Annotated in this window: 22 protein-coding genes, 1 tRNA gene and 2 pseudogenes; 10 read left to right on the forward strand and 15 right to left on the reverse strand. The window is 60.7% G+C overall.

The window, feature by feature from the left end:
• Positions 1–71 precede the first annotated feature (71 nt).
• Positions 72–671, forward strand: coding sequence for an adenylyl-sulfate kinase (cysC, locus tag BLR69_RS08895; protein ID WP_071493347.1), 600 nt, complete (start codon positions 72–74; stop codon positions 669–671).
• Between the two features lie 378 nt (positions 672–1,049).
• Here cysC and BLR69_RS31120 read toward each other — a convergent pair whose 3' ends face one another.
• On the reverse strand, positions 1,050–1,616 hold the full coding sequence (locus BLR69_RS31120) for a hypothetical protein (RefSeq protein ID WP_232000967.1): 567 nt from the start codon (positions 1,614–1,616) through the stop codon (positions 1,050–1,052).
• Positions 1,617–1,756: 140 nt separating this feature from the next.
• Positions 1,757–2,008, reverse strand: a pseudogene (locus tag BLR69_RS31125) (hypothetical protein); the annotation flags it as partial.
• Positions 2,009–2,053: 45 nt separating this feature from the next.
• Between BLR69_RS31125 and BLR69_RS08910 the strand changes: the two are divergent.
• Entirely contained in the window at positions 2,054–2,500 is a 447-nt protein-coding gene (locus BLR69_RS08910) for a hypothetical protein (RefSeq protein ID WP_071493349.1), read from the forward strand.
• Between the two features lie 68 nt (positions 2,501–2,568).
• Here the strand turns inward: BLR69_RS08910 and BLR69_RS08915 are convergent, their stop codons facing one another.
• Positions 2,569–2,919: a hypothetical protein gene (locus BLR69_RS08915; RefSeq protein ID WP_169716629.1), complete on the reverse strand. Its 351-nt coding sequence runs from the start codon at positions 2,917–2,919 to the stop codon at positions 2,569–2,571.
• A 217-nt stretch (positions 2,920–3,136) separates the two neighbouring features.
• Between BLR69_RS08915 and BLR69_RS08920 the strand changes: the two genes are divergently transcribed.
• Together BLR69_RS08920 and BLR69_RS31130 are read left to right on the forward strand one after the other, a co-directional pair.
• Positions 3,137–3,337 carry a hypothetical protein gene (locus tag BLR69_RS08920; protein WP_071493350.1) on the forward strand — a complete coding sequence of 67 codons (201 nt, stop codon included), beginning with the start codon at positions 3,137–3,139 and terminating at the stop codon, positions 3,335–3,337.
• Positions 3,338–3,397: 60 nt separating this feature from the next.
• Positions 3,398–3,523, forward strand: a pseudogene (locus BLR69_RS31130) (integrase); the annotation flags it as partial.
• 116 nt (positions 3,524–3,639) lie between these two features.
• Here BLR69_RS31130 and BLR69_RS08930 read toward each other — a convergent pair.
• Positions 3,640–3,730: transfer RNA gene (locus BLR69_RS08930), tRNA-Ser, on the reverse strand.
• 152 nt (positions 3,731–3,882) lie between these two features.
• Here BLR69_RS08930 and BLR69_RS08935 point away from each other — a divergent pair.
• A complete protein-coding gene (locus tag BLR69_RS08935) occupies positions 3,883–4,554 on the forward strand; it encodes a Bax inhibitor-1/YccA family protein (protein WP_016977342.1) in 672 nt (223 codons plus the stop codon).
• A 63-nt stretch (positions 4,555–4,617) separates the two neighbouring features.
• On the opposite strand, the gene murB is transcribed toward BLR69_RS08935, so the two are convergent.
• From murB to BLR69_RS08975, 8 genes are all read right to left on the reverse strand, one after another.
• A complete protein-coding gene (murB, locus tag BLR69_RS08940; protein WP_071493351.1) occupies positions 4,618–5,637 on the reverse strand; it encodes a UDP-N-acetylmuramate dehydrogenase in 1,020 nt (339 codons plus the stop codon).
• Positions 5,634–6,098: a low molecular weight protein-tyrosine-phosphatase gene (locus BLR69_RS08945; RefSeq protein ID WP_071493352.1), complete on the reverse strand. Its 465-nt coding sequence runs from the start codon at positions 6,096–6,098 to the stop codon at positions 5,634–5,636. The genes murB and BLR69_RS08945 overlap by 4 nt, the downstream gene beginning before the upstream one ends.
• Complete coding sequence (gene kdsB / locus BLR69_RS08950; RefSeq protein WP_071493353.1) at positions 6,098–6,862, reverse strand: 3-deoxy-manno-octulosonate cytidylyltransferase; 765 nt, start codon at positions 6,860–6,862, stop codon at positions 6,098–6,100. The genes BLR69_RS08945 and kdsB overlap by 1 nt, the downstream gene beginning before the upstream one ends.
• On the reverse strand, positions 6,859–7,044 hold the full coding sequence (locus tag BLR69_RS08955; RefSeq protein WP_003174668.1) for a Trm112 family protein: 186 nt from the start codon (positions 7,042–7,044) through the stop codon (positions 6,859–6,861). The genes kdsB and BLR69_RS08955 overlap by 4 nt, the downstream gene beginning before the upstream one ends.
• A 24-nt stretch (positions 7,045–7,068) precedes the next feature.
• A complete protein-coding gene (gene lpxK / locus BLR69_RS08960; RefSeq protein WP_071493354.1) occupies positions 7,069–8,079 on the reverse strand; it encodes a tetraacyldisaccharide 4'-kinase in 1,011 nt (336 codons plus the stop codon).
• Complete coding sequence (locus BLR69_RS08965; RefSeq protein ID WP_071493355.1) at positions 8,079–8,507, reverse strand: ExbD/TolR family protein; 429 nt, start codon at positions 8,505–8,507, stop codon at positions 8,079–8,081. The genes lpxK and BLR69_RS08965 overlap by 1 nt, the downstream gene beginning before the upstream one ends.
• A complete protein-coding gene (locus BLR69_RS08970; protein WP_058425437.1) occupies positions 8,504–9,139 on the reverse strand; it encodes a MotA/TolQ/ExbB proton channel family protein in 636 nt (211 codons plus the stop codon). Before BLR69_RS08970 ends, BLR69_RS08965 begins: the two co-directional genes overlap by 4 nt.
• Positions 9,140–9,222: 83 nt before the next feature.
• Positions 9,223–11,448, reverse strand: a complete 2,226-nt coding sequence (locus tag BLR69_RS08975; protein ID WP_232000968.1) for a DNA internalization-related competence protein ComEC/Rec2 — start codon at positions 11,446–11,448, stop codon at positions 9,223–9,225.
• Positions 11,449–11,583: 135 nt separating this feature from the next.
• Here BLR69_RS08975 and BLR69_RS08980 point away from each other — a divergent pair, with 135 nt between their 5' ends.
• On the forward strand, positions 11,584–12,099 hold the full coding sequence (locus BLR69_RS08980) for a DUF2062 domain-containing protein (RefSeq protein WP_071493357.1): 516 nt from the start codon (positions 11,584–11,586) through the stop codon (positions 12,097–12,099).
• Here BLR69_RS08980 and BLR69_RS08985 read toward each other — a convergent pair.
• Complete coding sequence (locus tag BLR69_RS08985) at positions 12,096–13,466, reverse strand: sensor histidine kinase (RefSeq protein ID WP_071493358.1); 1,371 nt, start codon at positions 13,464–13,466, stop codon at positions 12,096–12,098. The genes BLR69_RS08980 and BLR69_RS08985 overlap by 4 nt on opposite strands.
• Positions 13,453–14,181, reverse strand: a complete 729-nt coding sequence (locus tag BLR69_RS08990; RefSeq protein WP_071493359.1) for a response regulator transcription factor — start codon at positions 14,179–14,181, stop codon at positions 13,453–13,455. The genes BLR69_RS08985 and BLR69_RS08990 overlap by 14 nt, the downstream gene beginning before the upstream one ends.
• Before the next feature lie 205 nt (positions 14,182–14,386).
• Here BLR69_RS08990 and BLR69_RS08995 point away from each other — a divergent pair, with 205 nt between their 5' ends.
• The 4 genes from BLR69_RS08995 (at position 14,387) to BLR69_RS09010 (ending at position 19,200) form a co-directional block, all read left to right on the forward strand.
• On the forward strand, positions 14,387–17,140 hold the full coding sequence (locus tag BLR69_RS08995; RefSeq protein WP_071493360.1) for a response regulator: 2,754 nt from the start codon (positions 14,387–14,389) through the stop codon (positions 17,138–17,140).
• Positions 17,141–17,297: 157 nt separating this feature from the next.
• Entirely contained in the window at positions 17,298–18,287 is a 990-nt protein-coding gene (locus BLR69_RS09000; protein WP_071493361.1) for a 2-hydroxyacid dehydrogenase, read from the forward strand.
• Positions 18,288–18,358: 71 nt separating this feature from the next.
• On the forward strand, positions 18,359–18,799 hold the full coding sequence (locus BLR69_RS09005; protein ID WP_071493362.1) for a hypothetical protein: 441 nt from the start codon (positions 18,359–18,361) through the stop codon (positions 18,797–18,799).
• Positions 18,796–19,200, forward strand: a complete 405-nt coding sequence (locus BLR69_RS09010) for an META domain-containing protein (protein ID WP_071493363.1) — start codon at positions 18,796–18,798, stop codon at positions 19,198–19,200. Before BLR69_RS09005 ends, BLR69_RS09010 begins: the two co-directional genes overlap by 4 nt.
• 79 nt (positions 19,201–19,279) lie before the next feature.
• Here BLR69_RS09010 and BLR69_RS09015 read toward each other — a convergent pair whose 3' ends face one another.
• A complete protein-coding gene (locus BLR69_RS09015) occupies positions 19,280–19,741 on the reverse strand; it encodes a TlpA disulfide reductase family protein (protein ID WP_071493364.1) in 462 nt (153 codons plus the stop codon).
• Positions 19,742–19,773: the final 32 nt, after the last annotated feature.

Here is a 19,773-nt window from a genome sequence, read left to right on the forward strand (position 1 = left end):
GCTGCTGTTAATCAAGCCTGAGATACTTTCAAAAAGCGGCCCCAGCCGCAGAGTTCCGAGACTTGCTTTCAATGACTCAAGAAAATCGAAATCTTATCGTCGCGCATAACAGCCAAGTGACGGCAGAAGACCGGCACCAACTGCTCGGCCACAAGCCCATGACACTATGGATGACGGGCCTGAGCGCATCAGGAAAATCAACCCTGGCTTACGCCTTGGAACGCAGGCTCATAGATAAAGGACGTGTGTGCTATGTGCTGGATGGCGACAATATACGCCATGGACTAAACAACAATATCGGCTTCAGCCCCGAAGACCGCGCCGAAAACATCCGTCGCGTCGCCGAAGTCGCGAAGCTGATGAACGATGCTGGAATCATCGTGATAGCTGCATTCATTTCCCCTTACGGAAAAGATCGAAAACAAGCGAGAACGATCATCGGGCCAGAGAGCTTCCGCGAGATTCATGTGAGCACCCGCTTGGAGATATGCGAAGCACGTGACCCAAAAGGGATGTACCACATGGCAAGAACCGGAAACCTGCCGAATTTCACGGGGGTCAGTTCGCCGTATGAGGCACCCGTTAATCCGGACTTGCGAATAGATACGGACTTCTGCTCGCTGGAGCAATCGCTGGAGCTGTTGCTGGGTATCGTGGAATCTGGGGCGTAACGGCGACGATGAAGTGAGCCGGGGAGACCGCGAAACCAGCTCGCTGATATTGAGTTGCGCAAACCGCATGAACCGATGCGCTTTACTGTGCCCGCTACCATCCCTCAAAAACGCAAAAGCCCCGCAATCGCGACGGCGTGAAAACGCAGCCCCTTCGGGTAAAAGCCAATACAAAGCATGTCCAGGTGCCACACAAACACACACCGGAGATCAACTTCGTCTCTCGGATAAAGCGGCGCCACGAAGGCCTTAAGACGCTTCCGGGGCACCACTTGAACTCTCCGGGCTAAGCAGCGCTCAAGGTGGGTATTCCGCCAGAAACGGAATGTTTTTCAACGTTTCCTCGACTGGCAAAAATCTCACCCTGACGCGGGATCACTATTTGGCTTGGCGAAGCACAAGTTCCGTCAAACGAGTCTTGACCCGGAAGCAGAATTCACGAATTTGAAATTGATAAGCCGGCATGACCATGTAGTTCAAATCAGGACCCAATGAGTCTTTGATTTCCATGTATTTAGCCGTCTTGGCCGCAATGGCCTGGTATTGCGCCTCGTATTTATCGTAAGACGCTTTGTTGTACACCCTTAGAACATCAAGCTCTTTACGGCATTGCTCAGCGCGATTCTGGGTCAAGTTTGTTTCAGATTCTTCCTGAGCAGCCTCCTGGGAGACATGGATTGGGGCTACAGGACGTGGGTTCGCAGGCGCAGCCTCATATCGCACAGTGAAATTTTCTGGTGGAGTCGAAGGTGCGGCTTCAGCGGGTGCCTCATGGACGACGGCTGGAGGGGGAGTCTCTTTAGGTTTTTCTGGAGTTTTCGTAGCGCATCCCGAGAGAGCAAGACCTACCACTACAACGATGCCACTCATTTTATTCATCGGTTTCACCAAGAGGTATTTGGGGTTGGCTGAGTCGTTAGGTTCTGGGTAAAAGTCATCACTCAATCAATGATCGAGCGTACATTTTCTACCAGACTCAAGGCGCTCAGCCGCTCTTCCTTGAGTGCGCAGGTGAGCAATAGTAGTAAAAAATCAAAGAGATGACGAGGAAAAGCTTGGCAGGAAGTGCACAAACCCAATGGGATAATGGCTGTGCGGCCCTGCTTCTCTAACTTCGACGACGCCCACATCACCCGGATGCCCGCATCCAGTAATTGGGCATGGTCTTCGTTGTGAATACTGCCGGTGTCGGTGAGGATCTCGGCTTGGAGTCATTCCCATACTTCGGGAGCCGGGGTTAGGCGAATGTCGAAGTCGGATAGGTCGGACAGCTCAAGCAGTGACGATGGTGGGTCTGCCTGTCCATAAGTTACCTTGAGCTTGAAATAGTGGCGCATTGCCGGTATTCATGGCGACTTCAAAAAGTAAGGACGCTAATACTCATGTCATTCGTCAAAGCCGGCTCACTCTTCGTATGCCTTTTGGGCGCTGCGTCGCTCAGCGGATGCACCGTGGGCCCTCAAGCAACGTGGACCAACCTGGGCCCCGGTGGGATAGCAACCAAACGCAGCCAAATCGCCTGCTATACAGACGCAAACATCATCGACGGGAAGCGAGTGGAAGGCACATTGTGCGCGTTTCCTACGTCCGGATTCCTGAGCGACGGCGAGCCTACCGTAATCGCAAGAATGGGCTATGGGCAGCAATACACTCTGGAATTCAGCAAGACGCTTGCGGGGTTTGAACTACCATTCGGCGACAAGAAGGGAGTTCTGAAATGCGAACCTCTGAAGACTGAGCCTGGCAGGACAATACCTGAGAGCTTTTGCACTCTCACGGTCAACGGCCAGAAACTGGTCAGCGCTAAGATACTGTTTGGTGGCATGTGACAATCACCCGTGCCGCACTCACCTGCGGCACACCTAAATCTACACAGTTTTCAGTAGCTCGAAGCGACTTACGCTCCCCACTGCTGGTTATAGGCCGCGACGTGCTCAGGAAAGACATCACCGTATGGTGGATACTCGATTCCTAGAACGCTCAACTCTATTGCGTCTTCCCCGCAATCAGACGAGTAATCCGCAATGCACACACCGGCTGCACGAATCGCCTCTGCGCCCACAATACGCACTGTAAAATTAAAATGTCTCTGATCACGCTGAGCAAAGGCTCTGACTTGCTCCTGGATAATGGAATATCCAGGAGCAGGAACAAATACGCCGAACGCAACCCCCATGGGCGGATCGCCGAGCTCTAAATCGGACCAACCGATAGGCTGCCCATTACTGAAAGCTTCGAATCGCAGCATGGAAATGACCTATCAGGCACTGCTAAATTTCCCGAAGAATAACGCATCAGCTTGGTAGCGGGTATTCAGGACCGCGGGCGTGGTCATCAATCGGCATCACGGTTGTGAATGCCCATGACCTGGTGGCAAGGGAGTATGCCGCGGTACCAACATCTCCCAAGCTGATGTAAAAAAGTACTATTGCCCTTGCAAGCCTTCACTGGATTCAGACCAACACATGCAGATCATCCGCACTGGAACGGTTTTCACTGGCGAATACGCTGGTTGGACGATAGAAATTCAGGATGACCGCGCAGGTGAAACGGGTGGATATTACCTGTTCATGGTGCAGGACGAATCCAATGGTTTCGATTCTTGGTTTGAGCGCATAGAGCAGCTGCAGCAACAAATTTCAGAACTCGACGTTCGCTGGAATTAGCACCTCACTCATTCGCTGCCCTTTTATCCCTCCCCTTCAAAGTCAGCCGCTATAGCGGCAAGACCCAAGGCGGCATCGGAAATCATCGATATTGGCGAAGCCAGCCTACTGCCGGGACATAGCACGCAGGAGATCACCAAACGGGTTTACAGGAGGATTGGCGCCACTGCTAAACCATCAAAATAGGCGAAGTTTCGGAACGCCTACCCGAAAGTTTCGGAACTCCTATGAAAAACCGTTGCTGCCTACCCAACCCCCAGAAACACAAAAGCCCCGCATTCGCGGGGCTTTCGTTTGAATCTTGGCGGGAAACCAGGGATTCGAACCCTGGAGACGCTATTAACGTCCGCCGGTTTTCAAGACCGGTGCATTCAACCACTCTGCCAATTTCCCTTGTGCATCACAGGATTATAGTAGCCTATCCCGTCTCAGCGGGCGCCATAATACCCGAATGAAACACACTGTCAAACTCTCGCCATAGCTTGTTACAGAGCGTCTGTTATGATCTTTGCGACTGAACGTTTCAAAACTGAAGGAGTGTCGCCATGCGCGAACAGAATTACGCAGTGAATGGTAACGCGCAGGCTGAGCAGCTTGAAGTCAGCCGCGTGTTGCGCAACACCTATGGCCTGCTCGCCCTTACCCTCGCATTCAGCGGCGTGATGGCGTTCGTGGCTCAGCAGATGCGCGTCGGCTACCCGAATATCTTTGTGGTGCTGATCGGCTTCTATGGCCTGTTCTTCCTCACCAACAAACTGCGCGACTCGGCGTGGGGCCTGGTGTCGGCATTTGCCCTGACCGGCTTCATGGGCTTTATCCTCGGCCCGATCCTCAACCGTTACCTCGGCATGGCCGGCGGCGCGGAAGTGGTCAGCTCGGCGTTTGCCATGACGGCGCTGGTGTTTGGTGGTCTGTCGGCCTACGTGCTGATCACCCGCAAGGACATGAGCTTCCTGGGCGGCTTCATCACCGCAGGTTTCTTCGTGTTGCTGGCGGCGGTGGTTGCGAGCATGTTCTTCCAGATCAGCGGGCTGCAACTGGCGATCAGCGCAGGTTTCGTGCTGTTCTCCTCGGTGTGCATCCTGTTCCAGACCAGCGCGATCATCCACGGTGGTGAGCGTAACTACATCATGGCGACCATCAGCCTGTATGTGTCGATCTACAACCTGTTCATCAGCCTGTTGCAGATCTTCGGCATCATGAGCCGCGACGACTGATTACTGGCTGCAATAAAAAATGCCCCGTATCGAAAGATGCGGGGCATTTTTGTTTTCAGGAGATCAGTACTGGTTGGGTTCCATTTCCAGCTCGACCTTGAAGCGCTCCAGAATGTCCCGCTGGATACGCCGGGCCAGGTTGGCAATGTCGTGCCCCGAGGCACCGCCATAGTTGACCAGCACCAGCGCCTGCAGCTTGTGCACACCCACATCCCCTTCACGGAAGCCCTTCCAGCCCGCCTTGTCGATCAGCCAGCCGGCCGCGAGCTTCATCTGCCCGTCAGGTTGCGGGTAAGCCACCAGGTCCGGGTACAGCGCCTGCAACTCGGCCGCCAGCACTTGGGACACCAACGGGTTCTTGAAGAAGCTGCCGGCATTGCCAAGTTCTGCCGGGTCCGGCAGTTTTTCGCGGCGGATGCTGCAGATGGCGCGGCTGACGTCGCTCGGCGTTGCCTCGCTGATCCCCTGCGCCGCCAGGCGCTGCTGGACGGGGCCGTAGTCGAGTTTCAGGTGGCTGGCGCGGCTGAGGGCGAAACGCACGCGCAGGATCAGCCAGCGTCCGGTCTCGTGCTTGAACAGGCTGTCACGGTAGGCAAAGTTGCATTCCTCCAGGCTGAAGTCGCGCAGCTCGCCGGTGTGGCGGTCCAGGGCGGTCAGGCCGGCGAATACATCCTTGATCTCGACACCGTAGGCACCGATGTTCTGCATGGGCGCGGCGCCGACGGTGCCGGGGATCAGGCTGAGGTTTTCCAGGCCACAGAAGCCTTGGTCCAGGGTCCACAGCACAAAGGGGTGCCAGGCTTCGCCGGCCTCGGCCTCGACCACCACACGCAAACCGTCGTCGTGCAACACGCGGATCCCTTGGGTGGCCATGCGCAGCACCAGCGCCGGAATATCCTGGGTCAGCAACAGGTTACTACCGCCGCCGATCACCAGCAGCGGCACATTGTGCGCGGTGGCGTATGTGAGGGCCTCGCGCACATCGCTGTCGTTGTGGGCTTCGGCGAACAGTTGGGCCCGCACATCAATGCCAAAGCTGTTGAAAGGCTTGAGCGATACCTGCGCAAGCACCTGCAAGGTCATAACCGCCCCTTCAATTCGATCACCAATAAATCACAGGCCTGTTCGATCAGGTCCAGGACCCGTTCGAAGCCCTGTTCACCTTCGTAATATGGGTCTGGCACTTCGTCCACTTCGGCATCGTAACGGCGCAGGAACAGGTCCAGCTCTGCCTTGCCCTGCCCCGGCTGCATGGCCTTGAGGTTGCGCAGGTTGCTGTGGTCCATGGCCAGGATCAGGTCATAGCGCGCAAAGTCGGCGCGGGACACCTGCTGGGCGCGCTGGGCCGACAGATCGTAGCCGCGCGCCAACGCCGCACGCTGGCTGCGCTGGTCCGGCGGATTGCCGATATGCCACTCACCGGTGCCGGCGGACGCCACATCGACCTGCCCCGCCAGCCCCGCGTCGCGCAGTTTGTGGCGCAGTACGCCTTCTGCGGTGGGCGAGCGGCAGATATTGCCCAGGCAGACGAACAGAACCTCCATCAGGCCCCCAGCAGGCGACGGACGCGCTCGAGGTCTTCGGGAGTGTCGACACCGGCCGGCGGCGCTTCCAGCGCATCGCCTACGTGGATGCGCACGCCGTGCCACAGCGCCCGCAGTTGCTCCAGGGATTCAGTGTTTTCCAGCCAGCACGGGCCCCAACTGACGAAGTCATGCAAGAAGCCGGCGCGGTAGGCGTAGATGCCGATATGGCGACGGTACGGCACGCCTTCCGGCAACACGTCCGGTTGCCTGGCGAAGGCGTCGCGTGCCCACGGCAGGGTCGAACGGCTGAACGTCAGCGCCAGGCCATTCATGTCGCTGACCACTTTCACCACGTTCGGGTTGAACAGGGTCTCGATGTCTTCGATCGGCTCGGCCAGCGTCGCCATGCGCGCTTCGCCATGGGCGGCCAGGTTGGCGGCCACCTGGTCGATAACGCCGGGCGGGATCAACGGCTCGTCACCTTGCACGTTGACCACGATGGCGTCTGGCGCCAGGCCAAGCTTTGTGGCGACTTCGGCCAGGCGGTCGGTGCCGGAGTTGTGGTCTTCGCGGGTCAGCACCGCCTCGGCGCCAAAGCCTTTGCAGGCCTCGATGATGCGCGGGTCATCGGTGGCCACCACCACACGCTCGGCGCTGCTTTTGCAGGCCTGTTCCCACACCAGCTGGATCATCGGCTTGTTGCCGATCAGTTGCAGCGGTTTGCCCGGCAGTCGGGTCGACGCATAGCGGGAGGGAATGACAACGGTAAAGGCGGTGGTCATTTATCCAGGCGCTCATCGGTGGTCAGGGTACGGGCTTCGCTTTCCAGCATCACCGGGATGCCATCACGGATCGGGTACGCCAGGCCGGCGCCTTTGCTGATCAGCTCGGTTTTGTCGGCGCTGAGCTTGAGCGGGCCTTTGCAGATCGGGCAAGCGAGAATGTCGAGCAGTTTGGTGTCCATGAGTGTTTCCTGGAAGAAAGCGGTTTAAGGCAAAAGACGGGCGGGCAACAGGCGCATCAGCTGCGTGTCGAACCAGGCGACGAACGCCGGCGACGGCAGCGCATCCACCGCAAGGTACCACCAGTCGGGCTGGGCAAAGGCGCGGCACTTCACCGCGTCCTTTTCGGTCATGACCAGCGGCAATGACGGCGTAAAATTCAGGACCTCGGCACTGTAGGGCGCGTGGTCGGCAAATGCATGGGGTATCGGCTGCCAGTGTAGCGTTTCAAGGGTGTTGAAGAAACGTTGCGGGTTGCCGATGCCGGCGACCGCATGCACCTGCTGGCCCGGCGCAAAATGATCCACCGGCCGGCGCTCGCCGGTTTGCAGGTTGACCAGTGCGGTGGGCTGCAAACGAAAGGCAAAGCCGTCCTCGTGGTCGCCGACGGCGCCGTTGTACAGCAACGCATCGACACCCTGCAGGCGCTCCACCGGTTCGCGCAACGGCCCCGCCGGCAGACAGCGACGGTTGCCCAGGCCACGGGCGGCGTCGATCAACACCAGTTCAAGGTCACGGGCCAGGCGGTAATGCTGCAGGCCGTCGTCGGAGAGGATCAGGTCCAGGGTTTCACTGGCCAGCAGCGCCTGGACCGCACGGCTGCGATCGGGGTCGATCATCAGCGGTACGCCGCAGCGCTGCACGATCAACAAAGGCTCATCACCCGCCACATCGGCGCTTTGGCTGGCCTCGACCCGCCACGGCAACTGCGGCGGCTTGGCGCCATAACCCCGGCTGACCACACCCACGCGCAAGCCGCTGCGTCGGCAGTGTTCGATCAACCACAGGATCAATGGCGTCTTGCCAGTGCCGCCCACGGTGATATTACCCACCACCACCACCGGCACTGGCGGTTGATAGATATCGCCCTCACCCGCCAGGAAGCGTGCGCGTTTGCGCTGCACCACCCGGCGATACAGCGACTCCAGCGGCCGCAACAACACGAGTGCCGGATGGCCCTCGTACCAGGCCTTGAGCAAACGATCGGACATGGCCATCAGGGTTGGCTCGCCGCCTCGACGGTGCTCATGCGCAAATGGCTGAAACCGAGCTTGCCGGCAGCGTCCATTGCGGTAATCACGGCCTGGTGCTGGGTCTTGCCATCAGCGCTGATGGACAGCGGCAACTGCGTGTCGCCGCCGGACTCCTTCTGCAACGCCTCCATCAGGTTGGCGAGGTCGTTTTTCTCCAGCAAATGGTTGTTCACCGAGAACACCCCGTCGGCGCTGATGGCGATGTCCAGTTGCTTGACTTGCTGGTCTTCGGCCGGCGAACCGCTCACGGCTTCCGGCAGGTCGACGCGCAGCTCGGTTTGCCGGGTGAAGGTGGTGGTGACGACAAAAAACAGCAGCAGGATAAACACCACGTCGATCAGCGACGCGAGGTTGATATCGACATTTTCCCGTTGCTTGCGGCGAAATTTCACGCTTTGCCCCCAACCAGGTCCACGTCGCGGTCGCCCTGCACCACTTCCACCAACTTGATGGCTTCCTGCTCCATGCCCACCACCAGTTCATCGATGCGGCGTTGCAGGAACCGGTGGAAGAACACCGAAGGAATACCCACCATCAGGCCGGCGGCCGTAGTGATCAGTGCCTTGGAGATACCACCGGCCAGAACAGCGGCGTTGGTGGTCATGCCGGAGCCCATGAACGAACTGAAAATGTCGATCATGCCCAACACCGTGCCCAGCAAGCCAAGCAACGGCGCCATGGCGGCGATGGTGCCGAGGGCGTTGATGTAGCGCTCCAGTTCATGGATGACGCGGGCGGCGGCCTCTTCGATGCACTCCTTCATGATCTCGCGACCATGCTTGGAGTTGGCCAGGCCTGCGGCAAGGATCTCACCCAACGGGGAGTTGGCGCGCAGTTCCTTGAGCTTTTCCTTGTCCAGTTGCTTGTTCTTGATCCAGCCCCAGACCTGCCCCAGCAGATGCTCGGGGGTCACGCGGCTGGCACGCAGGGTCCACAGGCGTTCGGCGACGATGCCGAGTGCGGCGATAGAGCTCATGATGATCGGCAACATCATCCAGCCGCCGGATTTGACCAATTCCCACACAGTGAATGTCCCCTCGAAAAAGTGCGCCACTTTACCATATAGGTGCGTCGGCCACAGACCCCATCGGCCGAGGCCTTGAACCCTTAGGGTAAGCGCTCGCGCCAGAACCTGCGTTGACTGCGCGCAACGACCGGTGGCGCGAACGCTCCCAACTGCACACGCACGGCCCCCTGCTCGGCACTGTCATACACCCGGCTGCCCAACCGCCGATAACGTTCCATCACCTGCGGATGGGGATGGCCGAATGCATTGCCACGCCCCCGCGAGATCAGCACATTGCGGGGTGCAAGCCGATCGACAAACGCCCAGGACGAAGAGCTGCGACTGCCATGGTGGGGCGCCTGCAGCCACTCGGTGGGCACCGCCAGGGGCGACGCAAGCATGGCCTTCTCGGCTTCGCGATCGATGTCGCCGGTCAGTAACAGGCGCTCGCCATTGGCCTGCACCTGCAACACGCAAGACTTTGCATTGCCACTGATGGCGCCAGGCCACTGCCAGAGTTCGAACGTGACGCCGTCCCAGGTCCATCGTTCGCCACTGACGCAGGGTTGCGTACCGATAAACACCGGCAACCCGTCGGTTTCCCCGCCCACCACACGCCTGATCGGTATGCCTTTGACAATTGCCGCCGCACCACCGGCGTGATCCGCATCGGCGTGGCTGAGCAGCATCAGGTCCAACGTCTCGACGCCAAGTTTGAGCAACGACGGCAGCACCACCCGTGCGCCCAGATCAAAGGTTCCGGTGCGCGGTCCGGCGTCGTAAAGCAATGCATGATGGCGCGTGCGCAGAATCAGCGACTGCCCCTGCCCGACGTCCAACTGCAGCACCTCCACCTGCCCGTGGGGCACCTGCTCTCGCGGGGGAAACACCGCCAGTAGCAACATCGGCCAGCCCAGCATGCGAAAGGGTACACCCCCGGGCAGCAGAAGCAGCACGGCACCCAGCAGGCTCACCAACCAGTAACCAAACGGTACTTGCGCCGGGATCCAGGCCGGCATGTGTCCGGCGAGCCACGCCAACCCCCTGAACAAGCCATCCAGTGCACCGCCCGCCAGCCACAGCAAACCCTCGCCAATGAACGGTAATGGCAGTAATGCAGTCCCTGATAACGCCAACGGCAAAACCACCAGGCTGATCCACGGCACAGCCACCAGGTTGGCCAGCGGTGCGCTCAGGCTGATGGGCAGTCCCAACACCAACAACACCGGAAACAACCCGATGGCAATCAGCCACTGCGGTCGGGTCCACGCCTGCCACAGGCTCCACGGCCCCAGCCGCCCACCAAACGCCAGAATCAACACCGCCACCGCTGCGAATGACAGCCAGAACCCTGGCTGCAAACTGGCCAACGGTTCCAGCACCAACACCCCATTGAGTGCCAGCAGCAATGGCCACCACAGCCCCAGATGCCGGAAGCGCAGCCGCCACACCAACACCAACCCGACCATCACACAAGCCCGTTGCACCGGCACGCCAAACCCTGCGAGCCAGCCGTAGCCCAACGCAGCGCTGAACGCCAGGCCACACGCCCAGGGCAACCACGGCCAGGTTCGTGGCCAGCAACCGTAGCGGGCCAACCCGGCGATCAGCCCATAGATCAAACCCGCCAGCAAACCAATATGCTGGCCGGAGATGACCAGCAGGTGCACGGTGCCCGTGTCCTGCAACACGTGCCAGTCGGCAGCGGCCAACCCGGAGCCATCCCCCAGCACCAGGGCAACCAGGCCGGCCTCACGGCCTTGGGCATCCACCGCCAGCAGGCGCTGACGCACACTGTCGCGCCAAGCATTGCGGGCCGGCGCCAGGCGCTCGCCGTCCTTGACCGAGCCCGTGGCGCCGATGCGTTGGGCCAACAGCCAGGCTTCCTGATCAAACCCGTGGAAATTCAGCAAACCGGCCGGACGCTTGAGGGTAACCGCCAGGCGCCAGCGTTCACCGCTGCGCACCGGCGGCCCGCCCCGCCAGGACACGCGGATGCGTTGGGGTAAGCGGGCATTTCGCGACCGGCTATCGGCAAATTCGAAGCGCACACCCTCGCCCGTCTGTCGCGGCAATCCGATCACCCGACCCTCCAGCCAGCGCGTCTGGCCGTCCAGTGCCGGTATCAGGCGATCATCCAGTGCCCACTGTGCGCTGAGGCATGCCCAACCCAGCCCCAGCAGGAAAAACGCCAGTGGGTAGGTACGAAACGGCAACAACATCAACGCCAGCACCGGGCAGGCAATCAGCCATCCCATAGGTGGCAACGCCGGCAAAAAGCGCAAGGCCAGCAACCCCAGCGCAAACGCGCACATCCCTGTTTTCATGAACCATCCTTTTCAAGTGATCCACTCAGTCTTAGCCGGATGCCCAGGGCGGCCTTTGATGTTTTGTCACAAAGTCTGAATTTTCTGTTTATAGAATGCGGGCATACTTGCCCCTCGAACTGACCTGGACCCCTTATGCCCCGGCGCTTATTCAAACGGTACATGCCCGATCCCACGAGTATCAGGGAACATAAGTCATTACAGTTTCTCGGCACGTTGCTGCATGACCCGAACCTCTGGCACCTGAACCGGCACTCGGTCGCACGCGCAATGGCCGTGGGTTTGTTCGCGGCGTTTATACCGATTCCACTCCAGATGCTGTTAGCGGCGGTCCTGGCGATCACCGTGCGCGGCAATATGCCCATCGCTATCAGCCTGGTGTGGCTGACCAACCCGATCACCATGCCCGTGGTCTTTATCGGCACCTACATGACCGGTGCCTGGCTGATGAATGTGCCACCGCGCAGCCTGCCCGACGACCTGACCTGGGAATGGATCAGCGGCCAACTGAGCACCTTGTGGCAGCCGTTCCTGCTGGGTTCAGTGGTGTTGGGGCTAGTGCTGGGCGCCCTCGCCTATTGCCTGACCATGGGCTACTGGCGCTGGTGGGTGGCCCACCAGTGGAAAAAGCGCAAACAGCGTCGCGCTTAGCTGGCCCGCAAGCGCAGGTGCACCCTCAGGCCTTGACCGGTATTTTCCGCCCACAGGTTGCCATCCTGGCGCTGCACGGCATTGCGGGCGATGCTCAGGCCCAGCCCGAAGCCGCCATCGCCGGGGCGTGAACCGTCCAGGCGGGTAAAAGGCGCGAAGATCCGTTCCAGGTCCCCCTCATCGATCCCGCCGCCCTGGTCTTCCAGCCAGACATGCCAATAATCACCTTCGTGACGCCCGTCCAGGCTGACCACACCGCCCGACGGTGAGTGGCGGATAGCGTTGCGCAAGATGTTTTCCAGGGCCTGGGCCAACGCATTCAGGTTGCCTCGCACCCAGCATTCCGCCCCCAGCAGGCATGGCAGCCGTGACGCCGGCCAGTCGCTCTCATAGCAGGCGTTTTCGCGCAACATGTCCCACAGTGCCTGAAGCTGGATAGCTTCCTGGGGCAGCGGCGCGCGTTCGGTGTCGAGCCAGGCCAGTTGCAGGCTGTCTTCCACCAGGCGCTGCATCGCGTCGATTTCACGGCCGAGCCGCTCGCGCAGTTGCACCAGGTCTTGCTCACTGTCACAGGCCACTCGGAGGCGACTCAGCGGGGTGCGCAGTTCATGGGACATGTCCCGCAGCAACTGTTGCTGCAACACCACGGTGCCCTGCAAACGCTCGGACATATGGTCGAACGCACGCCCCAGTTCGCCCAGCTCATCCTGGCGACTGGTGGCATCGTGAGACAACCGCGTATTCAACTGATCGGCACGCCAGGCATTGGCCTGCTCGCGCAGTTGATTGAGGGGCATGATCAGCAGCCGATACAGGCCGATGCACAGCAACAGGGTAAACAGACCGGGAATCACCCCGTTGGTCACCACCCGCCAGAACAGTTGATAGCGCCCCGGCATGAAGCGTTGCGGCAACTCGATCACCAGCGAACCCGCATGAGGGTCCACCGGAAACGGGATCTTCAGCCACGGCAGGCCTTTGACATGCCGGCTCACTGGCCAATCCAGGCCACGCAGAAAGGTCAGGCGCTGGCTTTCGTTGTCGCTCAGTGGGATGCTGCTCAACGATTGCAGGTCATTGCCGATCACGCCTATCCAAGTACTTTCACGCTTGCCCACCGCCTGCAGCCAGGCGTCAACGCCCGCACTCCCGCCGCGATTCCACGCTTGCTCAGCCCCGACTGCATAACCACTCAAGGTGATCCGCGCTTCATCGGACAGGTAGGCATTCTTCTGCTCCATGTAGCGGCCCCAGGACCAACTGAGCCAGATCATCAGCAAGCAAAAGGCGATCAGCAGGCAGGCCAGTTTCCAGAATAACGAGTGCCTGCCCGGCAGCCGTTTCAAGGGGCGTTCAAAGGCCGTCATCGTGACCGCTCAGCACATAGCCCTTGCCCCACACGGTGCGCACTTCGCGCTCGGTGTAGCCGATGGCCTTGAGTTTGCGGCGGATCTGGCTGATATGCATGTCGAGGCTGCGGTCATGGGGCGCATAACCGCGTTGCAGCACGTGCTGGTACAAGAAAGGTTTGCTGAGGACTTCTTCACTGTTGCGGTGCAGGGTTTCCAGCAGGCGGTATTCGCTGCGGGTCAGGCCGGCCCAGTGGTCAAGATGGAAGACATCACACAGTTCATCATCGAAACGCAGGGTGCGGGCATCGTCGCGCACCGGCGCCGGAATCGGCAGTGGACGCCGGTCAAGGGCCACCCGACGCAGAATGGCTTCGATGCGTACGCGCAGCTCGATCATGCTGAACGGCTTGGGCAGGTAGTCATCGGCCCCCAGGCGGAAACCACTGACGCGATCGGCCTCGGCACCCAGTGCGGACATCAGGATCACCGGGATCGAATGGCTCTGGCGCAGGTGAGTGAGGATCGACAGGCCGTCCATCCCCGGCAACAGGATATCCATCAACACCACGTCAAAGGCCTGGTCGCGTGCCATCTGCAGGCCCTGCTGGCCATTCTGGCACCAGGTCACGTGGAAGCCACACCGGCCCAGGTGCTCATGGACATAAGCGCCCAGCACGGGGTCATCTTCAATGGTCAGGATACTGGGTAGGCCGATTGCTGCGGGATTCATTAGTATCTGCAAGTCATTCTCAATAGCTGATTATTCAAGATTACCCCGCTACAGGCAATCGCCACCGGGCGCCAAATGGCGCGAAGATTGCCGTATGTCATTAATTTGCAAGATTCCACGCCGCGCAAATGGCTACACTGCGCAGGTGGCGCGGGCCGGATGCCCGTGTGAATCATCGATATCAATGTGGTAGCAGGAGAGTGGCGTGCTGACAAGAATGGGGATAAAAGGCCGCGTACTGTTGCTGACCTTATTACCAACCAGCCTGATGGCCTCGTTGCTGGGCGGTTATTTCACCTGGATGCAGTTGTCGGAACTGCAGACCCAATTGCTGCAACGTGGCGAAATGATCGCCGAGCAGCTGGCACCGCTGGTGGCGCCCGCCTTGAGTGCACGCAACACCGACCTGCTGGAACGCATCGCCACCCAGTCCCTTGAGCAGCCTGACGTACGCGCCGTGTCGTTCCTCAGCCCGGACCGCGCGTCCCTCGCCCATGCCGGCCCGACCATGCTCAACCAGGCACCCATCGGCAACAGCTCACACTTGTTGCAGCGCACCGGCAATGACGCCACGCGCTACCTGCTGCCGGTGTTTGGCCGCCATCGCAACCTCGCCGGCGACCTGATCCCGGATGAAGCCGACCGCCTGCTGGGCTGGGTCGAGGTGGAACTGTCCCACAACGGCATGTTGCTGCGTGGCTACCGCAGCCTGTTCGCCAGCCTGCTGCTGATTGCCATCGGCCTGATCTGCACCGCGGCGCTGGCACTGCGCATCAGCCGTACCATCAACGCGCCAATCGGCCAGATCAAGCAAGCCGTCGCCCAGCTCAAGGACGGCAACCTGGAAACCCGCCTGCCGCCCCTGGGCAGCCAGGAACTGGACCAGCTCGCCTCGGGCATCAACCGCATGGCCGAGACCCTGCAGAACGCCCAGGAAGAACTGCAACACAGCATCGACCAGGCCACCGAAGACGTACGCCAGAACCTGGAAACCATCGAGATCCAGAACATCGAGCTGGACCTGGCGCGCAAGGAGGCCCTTGAGGCCAGTCGCATCAAGTCGGAATTCCTGGCCAACATGAGCCACGAGATCCGCACGCCGCTCAACGGCATCCTGGGTTTTACCCACTTGCTGCAAAAGAGCGAGCTGACCCCGCGTCAACTCGACTACCTGGGCACCATCGAAAAATCCGCCGACAACCTGCTGGGCATCATCAACGAGATCCTCGACTTCTCGAAAATCGAAGCCGGCAAACTGGTCCTCGACAGCATCCCGTTCAACCTGCGGGACTTGCTGCAAGACACCCTGACCATCCTCGCCCCCGCCGCCCATGCCAAGCAGCTCGAACTGGTCAGCCTGGTCTACCGCGACACGCCGCTGGCGCTGGTGGGCGACCCGCTGCGCCTCAAGCAGATCCTCACCAACCTGATCAGCAACGCGATCAAGTTCACCCGCGAAGGCACCATTGTGGCCCGGGCGATGATCGAGGACGAACAGGAAGACAGCGTGCAATTGCGCATCAGCGTGCAGGACACCGGCATCGGCCTGTCCAGCCAGGACGTGCGCGCCCTGTTCCAGGCCTTCAGCCAGGCCGACAATTCACTGTCGCGGCAGCCCGGCGGCACGGGCTTGGGCCTGGTGATCTCCAAGCGCCTGATCGAACAGATGGGCGGCGAAATCGGCGTCGACAGCACGCCGGGCGAAGGCTCGGAGTTCTGGATCAGCCTGAACCTGCCCAAGACCCGCGACGACGTCGAGGACCTGCCTTCCGCGCCCCTGCTGGGCCATCGCGTGGCGGTGCTGGAAAACCACGAACTGGCACGCCAGGCGCTGCAACATCAATTGGAAGATTGCGGCCTGGAAGTCACGCCGTTCAACAGCCTGGAGAGCCTGACCAACGGCATCACCAGCGCCCATCAGACCGAGCAGGCCATTGACCTTGCGGTGCTCGGCGTCACGGCCAACGATATCCCGCCCGAGCGCCTCAACCAACACCTGTGGGACCTCGAACACCTGGGCTGCAAAGTGCTGGTGCTGTGCCCCACCACCGAACAGATGCTGTTCAACCAGTCGGTGCCCAACCCCAACAGTCAATTGCAGGCCAAGCCGGCGTGCACGCGCAAACTGCGCCGTGCCTTGTCCGACCTGATCAGCCCGCGCCCGACACGCAGCGAACCCGGCGAGCCACTGTCCAGTAGGGCACCGCGTGTACTGTGCGTGGATGACAACCCGGCGAACCTGTTGCTGGTCCAGACCCTGCTGGAAGACATGGGCGCCCGGGTGCATGCCGTGGAAAGCGGTTATGCAGCCATCGACGCAGTGAAGCAGGACACCTTCGACCTGGTGCTGATGGACGTGCAAATGCCCGGTATGGACGGTCGCCAAAGCACCGAGGCGATCCGCCAGTGGGAAAGCGAACGCAGCGGCACGCCGTTGCCGGTAGTCGCCCTCACCGCCCACGCCATGGCCAATGAAAAACGCGCCTTGCTGCAAAGCGGCATGGACGACTACCTGACCAAGCCCATCAGCGAACGCCAACTGGCCCAAGTGGTGTTGAAATGGACCGGCCTCGCCCTGCGCAATCAGGGGCCGGAACGCGCGACCGACGGCCTCGGCCCTGGCGTGCAACTGTCGGTGCTCGACCACGAGGAAGGGCTGCGCCTGGCGGCCGGCAAAGCCGATCTGGCGGCGGATATGCTGGCGATGCTGCTGGCCTCCCTGGATGCTGACCGCCTGGCTATCACCCTCGCCCGTGAGGCCAATGACAACAACGCCCTGATTGAACGCGTGCATCGCCTGCACGGCGCAACGCGTTACTGCGGCGTACCGCAACTGCGCGCATGCTGCCACCGCGCCGAAACCCTGCTCAAGCAGGACGACGCCAAGGCCATGCATGCGCTGGACGAACTGGACATGGCGATTGCACGGCTGGCCAGCGAGGCGCGGGTCAGCGCCTGAAGCGACTTCATGGACGCTGATCACCTGTGGGAGGGGGCTTGCCCCCGATAGCGTCGTGTCATTCGAAACGTCTGTCACTGACACACCGTAATCGGGGGCAAGCCCCCTCCCACTGTTGATCGGCATTTCCAAGTGATTAATTGCAGGGAGCTTTTTGATGCGCGTAATTCTATTCAGCAGCCAGGCCTACGACCGCGACAGCTTTCTCGGCGAACCATTACCGGTGGGTCTGGCGCTGCAATTCCAGCCGGCCCGACTCAACCTCGACACCGTGGCCCTGGCCGAACATCACGAGGTGGTCTGCGCCTTTATCAACGATGACCTCAGCGCCCCGGTGCTGGAGCAGTTGGCCAAGGGCGGCACACGATTGATCGCCCTACGCTCTGCGGGCTACAACCATGTGGACCTGCCCGTCGCCAAGCGCCTGGGCCTGACCATCGTGCGCGTACCGGCCTACTCGCCCCACGCGGTGGCCGAACACGCGGTCGCGCTGATCCTCGCCCTCAACCGTCGCCTGCATCGTGCCTACAACCGTACGCGCGACGGCGATTTCAGCCTGCATGGCCTCACCGGTTTCGACCTGGTTGGCAAGACCGTCGGCGTGGTCGGCACCGGGCAGATCGGCGCCACCTTCGCCAAAATCATGGCCGGCTTCGGTTGCCAGTTGCTCGCCTACGACCCCTTCCCCAACCCGCAGGTCCAGGCCCTGGGTGCGCGCTATGTGAGCCTGCCCGAACTGCTGGCCCAGGCGCAGATCATCAGCCTGCACTGCCCGCTCACCGCCGACAGCAAACACTTGGTCAACGCCCGCTCCCTGGCACAGATGCAACCCGGCGCGATGTTGATCAACACCGGTCGCGGTGGTCTGGTCGACACCCCGGCACTGATCGAGGCGCTCAAGGACGGCCAGCTCGGCTACCTCGGGCTGGATGTGTATGAGGAAGAAGCGCAATTGTTTTTCGAGGACCGCTCCGACCTGCCCTTGCAGGACGACGTACTCGCGCGCCTGCTGACCTTCCCCAACGTGATCATTACCGCGCACCAGGCATTTCTGACCCGCGAGGCGCTGGCGGCCATCGCCGGCACAACGTTGGCCAACATTGCCGCCTGGGCCGATGGCCGGGCACAGAACCTCGTCGAAGGATGATCAGCGGTCACATACCAGGCTCATGATGAGCCAGCACCCGTGATAGGATGCCGCGCCTATTTGGAGGATCCATGGCCGAACACGATTTCCGCTTCAGTTTGCTGAGCCCGCAACACACCCTGATCGAATGCCGCGCCCTGGTGCCGGGCCGTTACCAGGTCACCGGCAACGGTGGTTCGATCAAGCATGGCGACGTGCTGATCGTCTCCCTGCGCGGCAGTAAAACCCTGTCGATGCGCCTCACCGTCGAAGGTGACGCGCGCTACTCCATCCGGCCTGCAGGCCAGTGGGTCGCCATGGCCCAGGGGCCGAAGTTCGGCGAGTTGGAGATTCACACCTGGAAGGTCAACTGCGACAGCTGCGACGCCGTGTTGGACTTCGAGTTTGCGGTGGAAACCAAGCTGACCAAAGAGCCACTGCAACCGGCCGCCAATGCGCGGATCGCCGAGTTGGGCTGGGCCAGCGAGGGCGACAAGCACCGCTGCCCGAAATGCCAGAAGGCTGCGCAATGAGAAGCCTGATGCTGCTCGCCGCCCTCGGGTCGGCCCTGACCGGCTGCGCCGGCGACGCGGTCAAGCTCAAGCAGGATCACAGCTACGTGGTGGAATGGATTGGTGAGCGGCCGCTGATGGACTACGCGCACCTGACCGTCACCCTCGGTGCCGATGGCCGCGCCTACGGCAATGGCGGCTGCAACCATTGGTTCGCGCCCTACACCGTCGAGGGCAAAAAGCTCAGCTTCGGCCAGATCGGCAGCACCCGCAAACTCTGCGCCGAAGCCTTGATGGAGCAGGAACACCGCTTCTTCCAGGCCCTGCAAGGCGTACAGCGCTGGGATATCTCGCCGATCGAGCAGACGCGGTTCTGGCCGGCCGAGGGCAAGCCAATACGCTTGTGGCTCGAAGAAGGCTGATTTTCCCAATCCATGGATTGATGGAAGCTAAATGTGGGAGGGGGCAAGCCCCCTCCCACATTTGTTTTGAGTTGTGGCTTTAACCGCGCAAGGCCTTGAGCTTGGCCAGCACCCCTTCCACCGTCTGCTCGCCCATCAACGTTTCACGCACCTTGCCCTTGTCATCGATGATGTAGGTCACCGGCAACGCTTCGCTACGCGGAATATCGAAAATCTCTTCCGGGTTCTGCGCCAGCACCGTGAACTTGATGCCCAGCTTGTCGCTGGCGGCTTTCAGCTCTTCGCCCTGCACATTGTCGAAGTTGACCCCGAACACGCCGACGTTCTGCGCCTTCAGGTGTTCGGCCAGTGCGTTGAGTTCAGGGATTTCCGTGCGGCACGGGCCACACCATTCAGCCCAGTAGTTGACCACCAGCCACTGCTTGTCCAAGCGTTCGGACGCTACCTTCTGGCCATATTGGTCAACGCCGTAATCGTTACCGCAGCCGCTGAGCAGCAGGGTTGTGATGATCGCCAATACACCGATCAGTCGCCTAGTCATGGGGTAATCCTTCGCAAAAATGAACGTTGGCT

Source organism: Pseudomonas azotoformans (genome assembly GCF_900103345.1).
Taxonomy (GTDB): domain Bacteria; phylum Pseudomonadota; class Gammaproteobacteria; order Pseudomonadales; family Pseudomonadaceae; genus Aquipseudomonas; species Aquipseudomonas azotoformans.

Excerpts from the sequence above, each read along its gene's own strand:
- BLR69_RS08975 (WP_232000968.1), bottom strand. The coding sequence starts at position 11,448 with ATGAAAACAGGGATGTGCGCGTTTGCGCTGGGGTTGCTGGCCTTGCGC.
- BLR69_RS08980 (WP_071493357.1), top strand. The coding sequence starts at position 11,584 with ATGCCCCGGCGCTTATTCAAACGGTACATGCCCGATCCCACGAGTATC.
- BLR69_RS08935 (WP_016977342.1), top strand. The coding sequence starts at position 3,883 with ATGCGCGAACAGAATTACGCAGTGAATGGTAACGCGCAGGCTGAGCAG.
- BLR69_RS09005 (WP_071493362.1), top strand. The coding sequence starts at position 18,359 with ATGGCCGAACACGATTTCCGCTTCAGTTTGCTGAGCCCGCAACACACC.
- BLR69_RS08945 (WP_071493352.1), bottom strand. The coding sequence starts at position 6,098 with ATGGAGGTTCTGTTCGTCTGCCTGGGCAATATCTGCCGCTCGCCCACC.
- BLR69_RS09010 (WP_071493363.1), top strand. The coding sequence starts at position 18,796 with ATGAGAAGCCTGATGCTGCTCGCCGCCCTCGGGTCGGCCCTGACCGGC.
- BLR69_RS08920 (WP_071493350.1), top strand. The coding sequence starts at position 3,137 with ATGCAGATCATCCGCACTGGAACGGTTTTCACTGGCGAATACGCTGGT.
- kdsB (WP_071493353.1), bottom strand. The coding sequence starts at position 6,862 with ATGACCACCGCCTTTACCGTTGTCATTCCCTCCCGCTATGCGTCGACC.
- BLR69_RS08985 (WP_071493358.1), bottom strand. The coding sequence starts at position 13,466 with ATGACGGCCTTTGAACGCCCCTTGAAACGGCTGCCGGGCAGGCACTCG.
- BLR69_RS08990 (WP_071493359.1), bottom strand. The coding sequence starts at position 14,181 with ATGAATCCCGCAGCAATCGGCCTACCCAGTATCCTGACCATTGAAGAT.
- BLR69_RS09015 (WP_071493364.1), bottom strand. The coding sequence starts at position 19,741 with ATGACTAGGCGACTGATCGGTGTATTGGCGATCATCACAACCCTGCTG.
- murB (WP_071493351.1), bottom strand. The coding sequence starts at position 5,637 with ATGACCTTGCAGGTGCTTGCGCAGGTATCGCTCAAGCCTTTCAACAGC.
- BLR69_RS09000 (WP_071493361.1), top strand. The coding sequence starts at position 17,298 with ATGCGCGTAATTCTATTCAGCAGCCAGGCCTACGACCGCGACAGCTTT.
- lpxK (WP_071493354.1), bottom strand. The coding sequence starts at position 8,079 with ATGGCCATGTCCGATCGTTTGCTCAAGGCCTGGTACGAGGGCCATCCG.
- BLR69_RS08915 (WP_169716629.1), bottom strand. The coding sequence starts at position 2,919 with ATGCTGCGATTCGAAGCTTTCAGTAATGGGCAGCCTATCGGTTGGTCC.
- cysC (WP_071493347.1), top strand. The coding sequence starts at position 72 with ATGACTCAAGAAAATCGAAATCTTATCGTCGCGCATAACAGCCAAGTG.
- BLR69_RS08910 (WP_071493349.1), top strand. The coding sequence starts at position 2,054 with ATGTCATTCGTCAAAGCCGGCTCACTCTTCGTATGCCTTTTGGGCGCT.
- BLR69_RS08955 (WP_003174668.1), bottom strand. The coding sequence starts at position 7,044 with ATGGACACCAAACTGCTCGACATTCTCGCTTGCCCGATCTGCAAAGGC.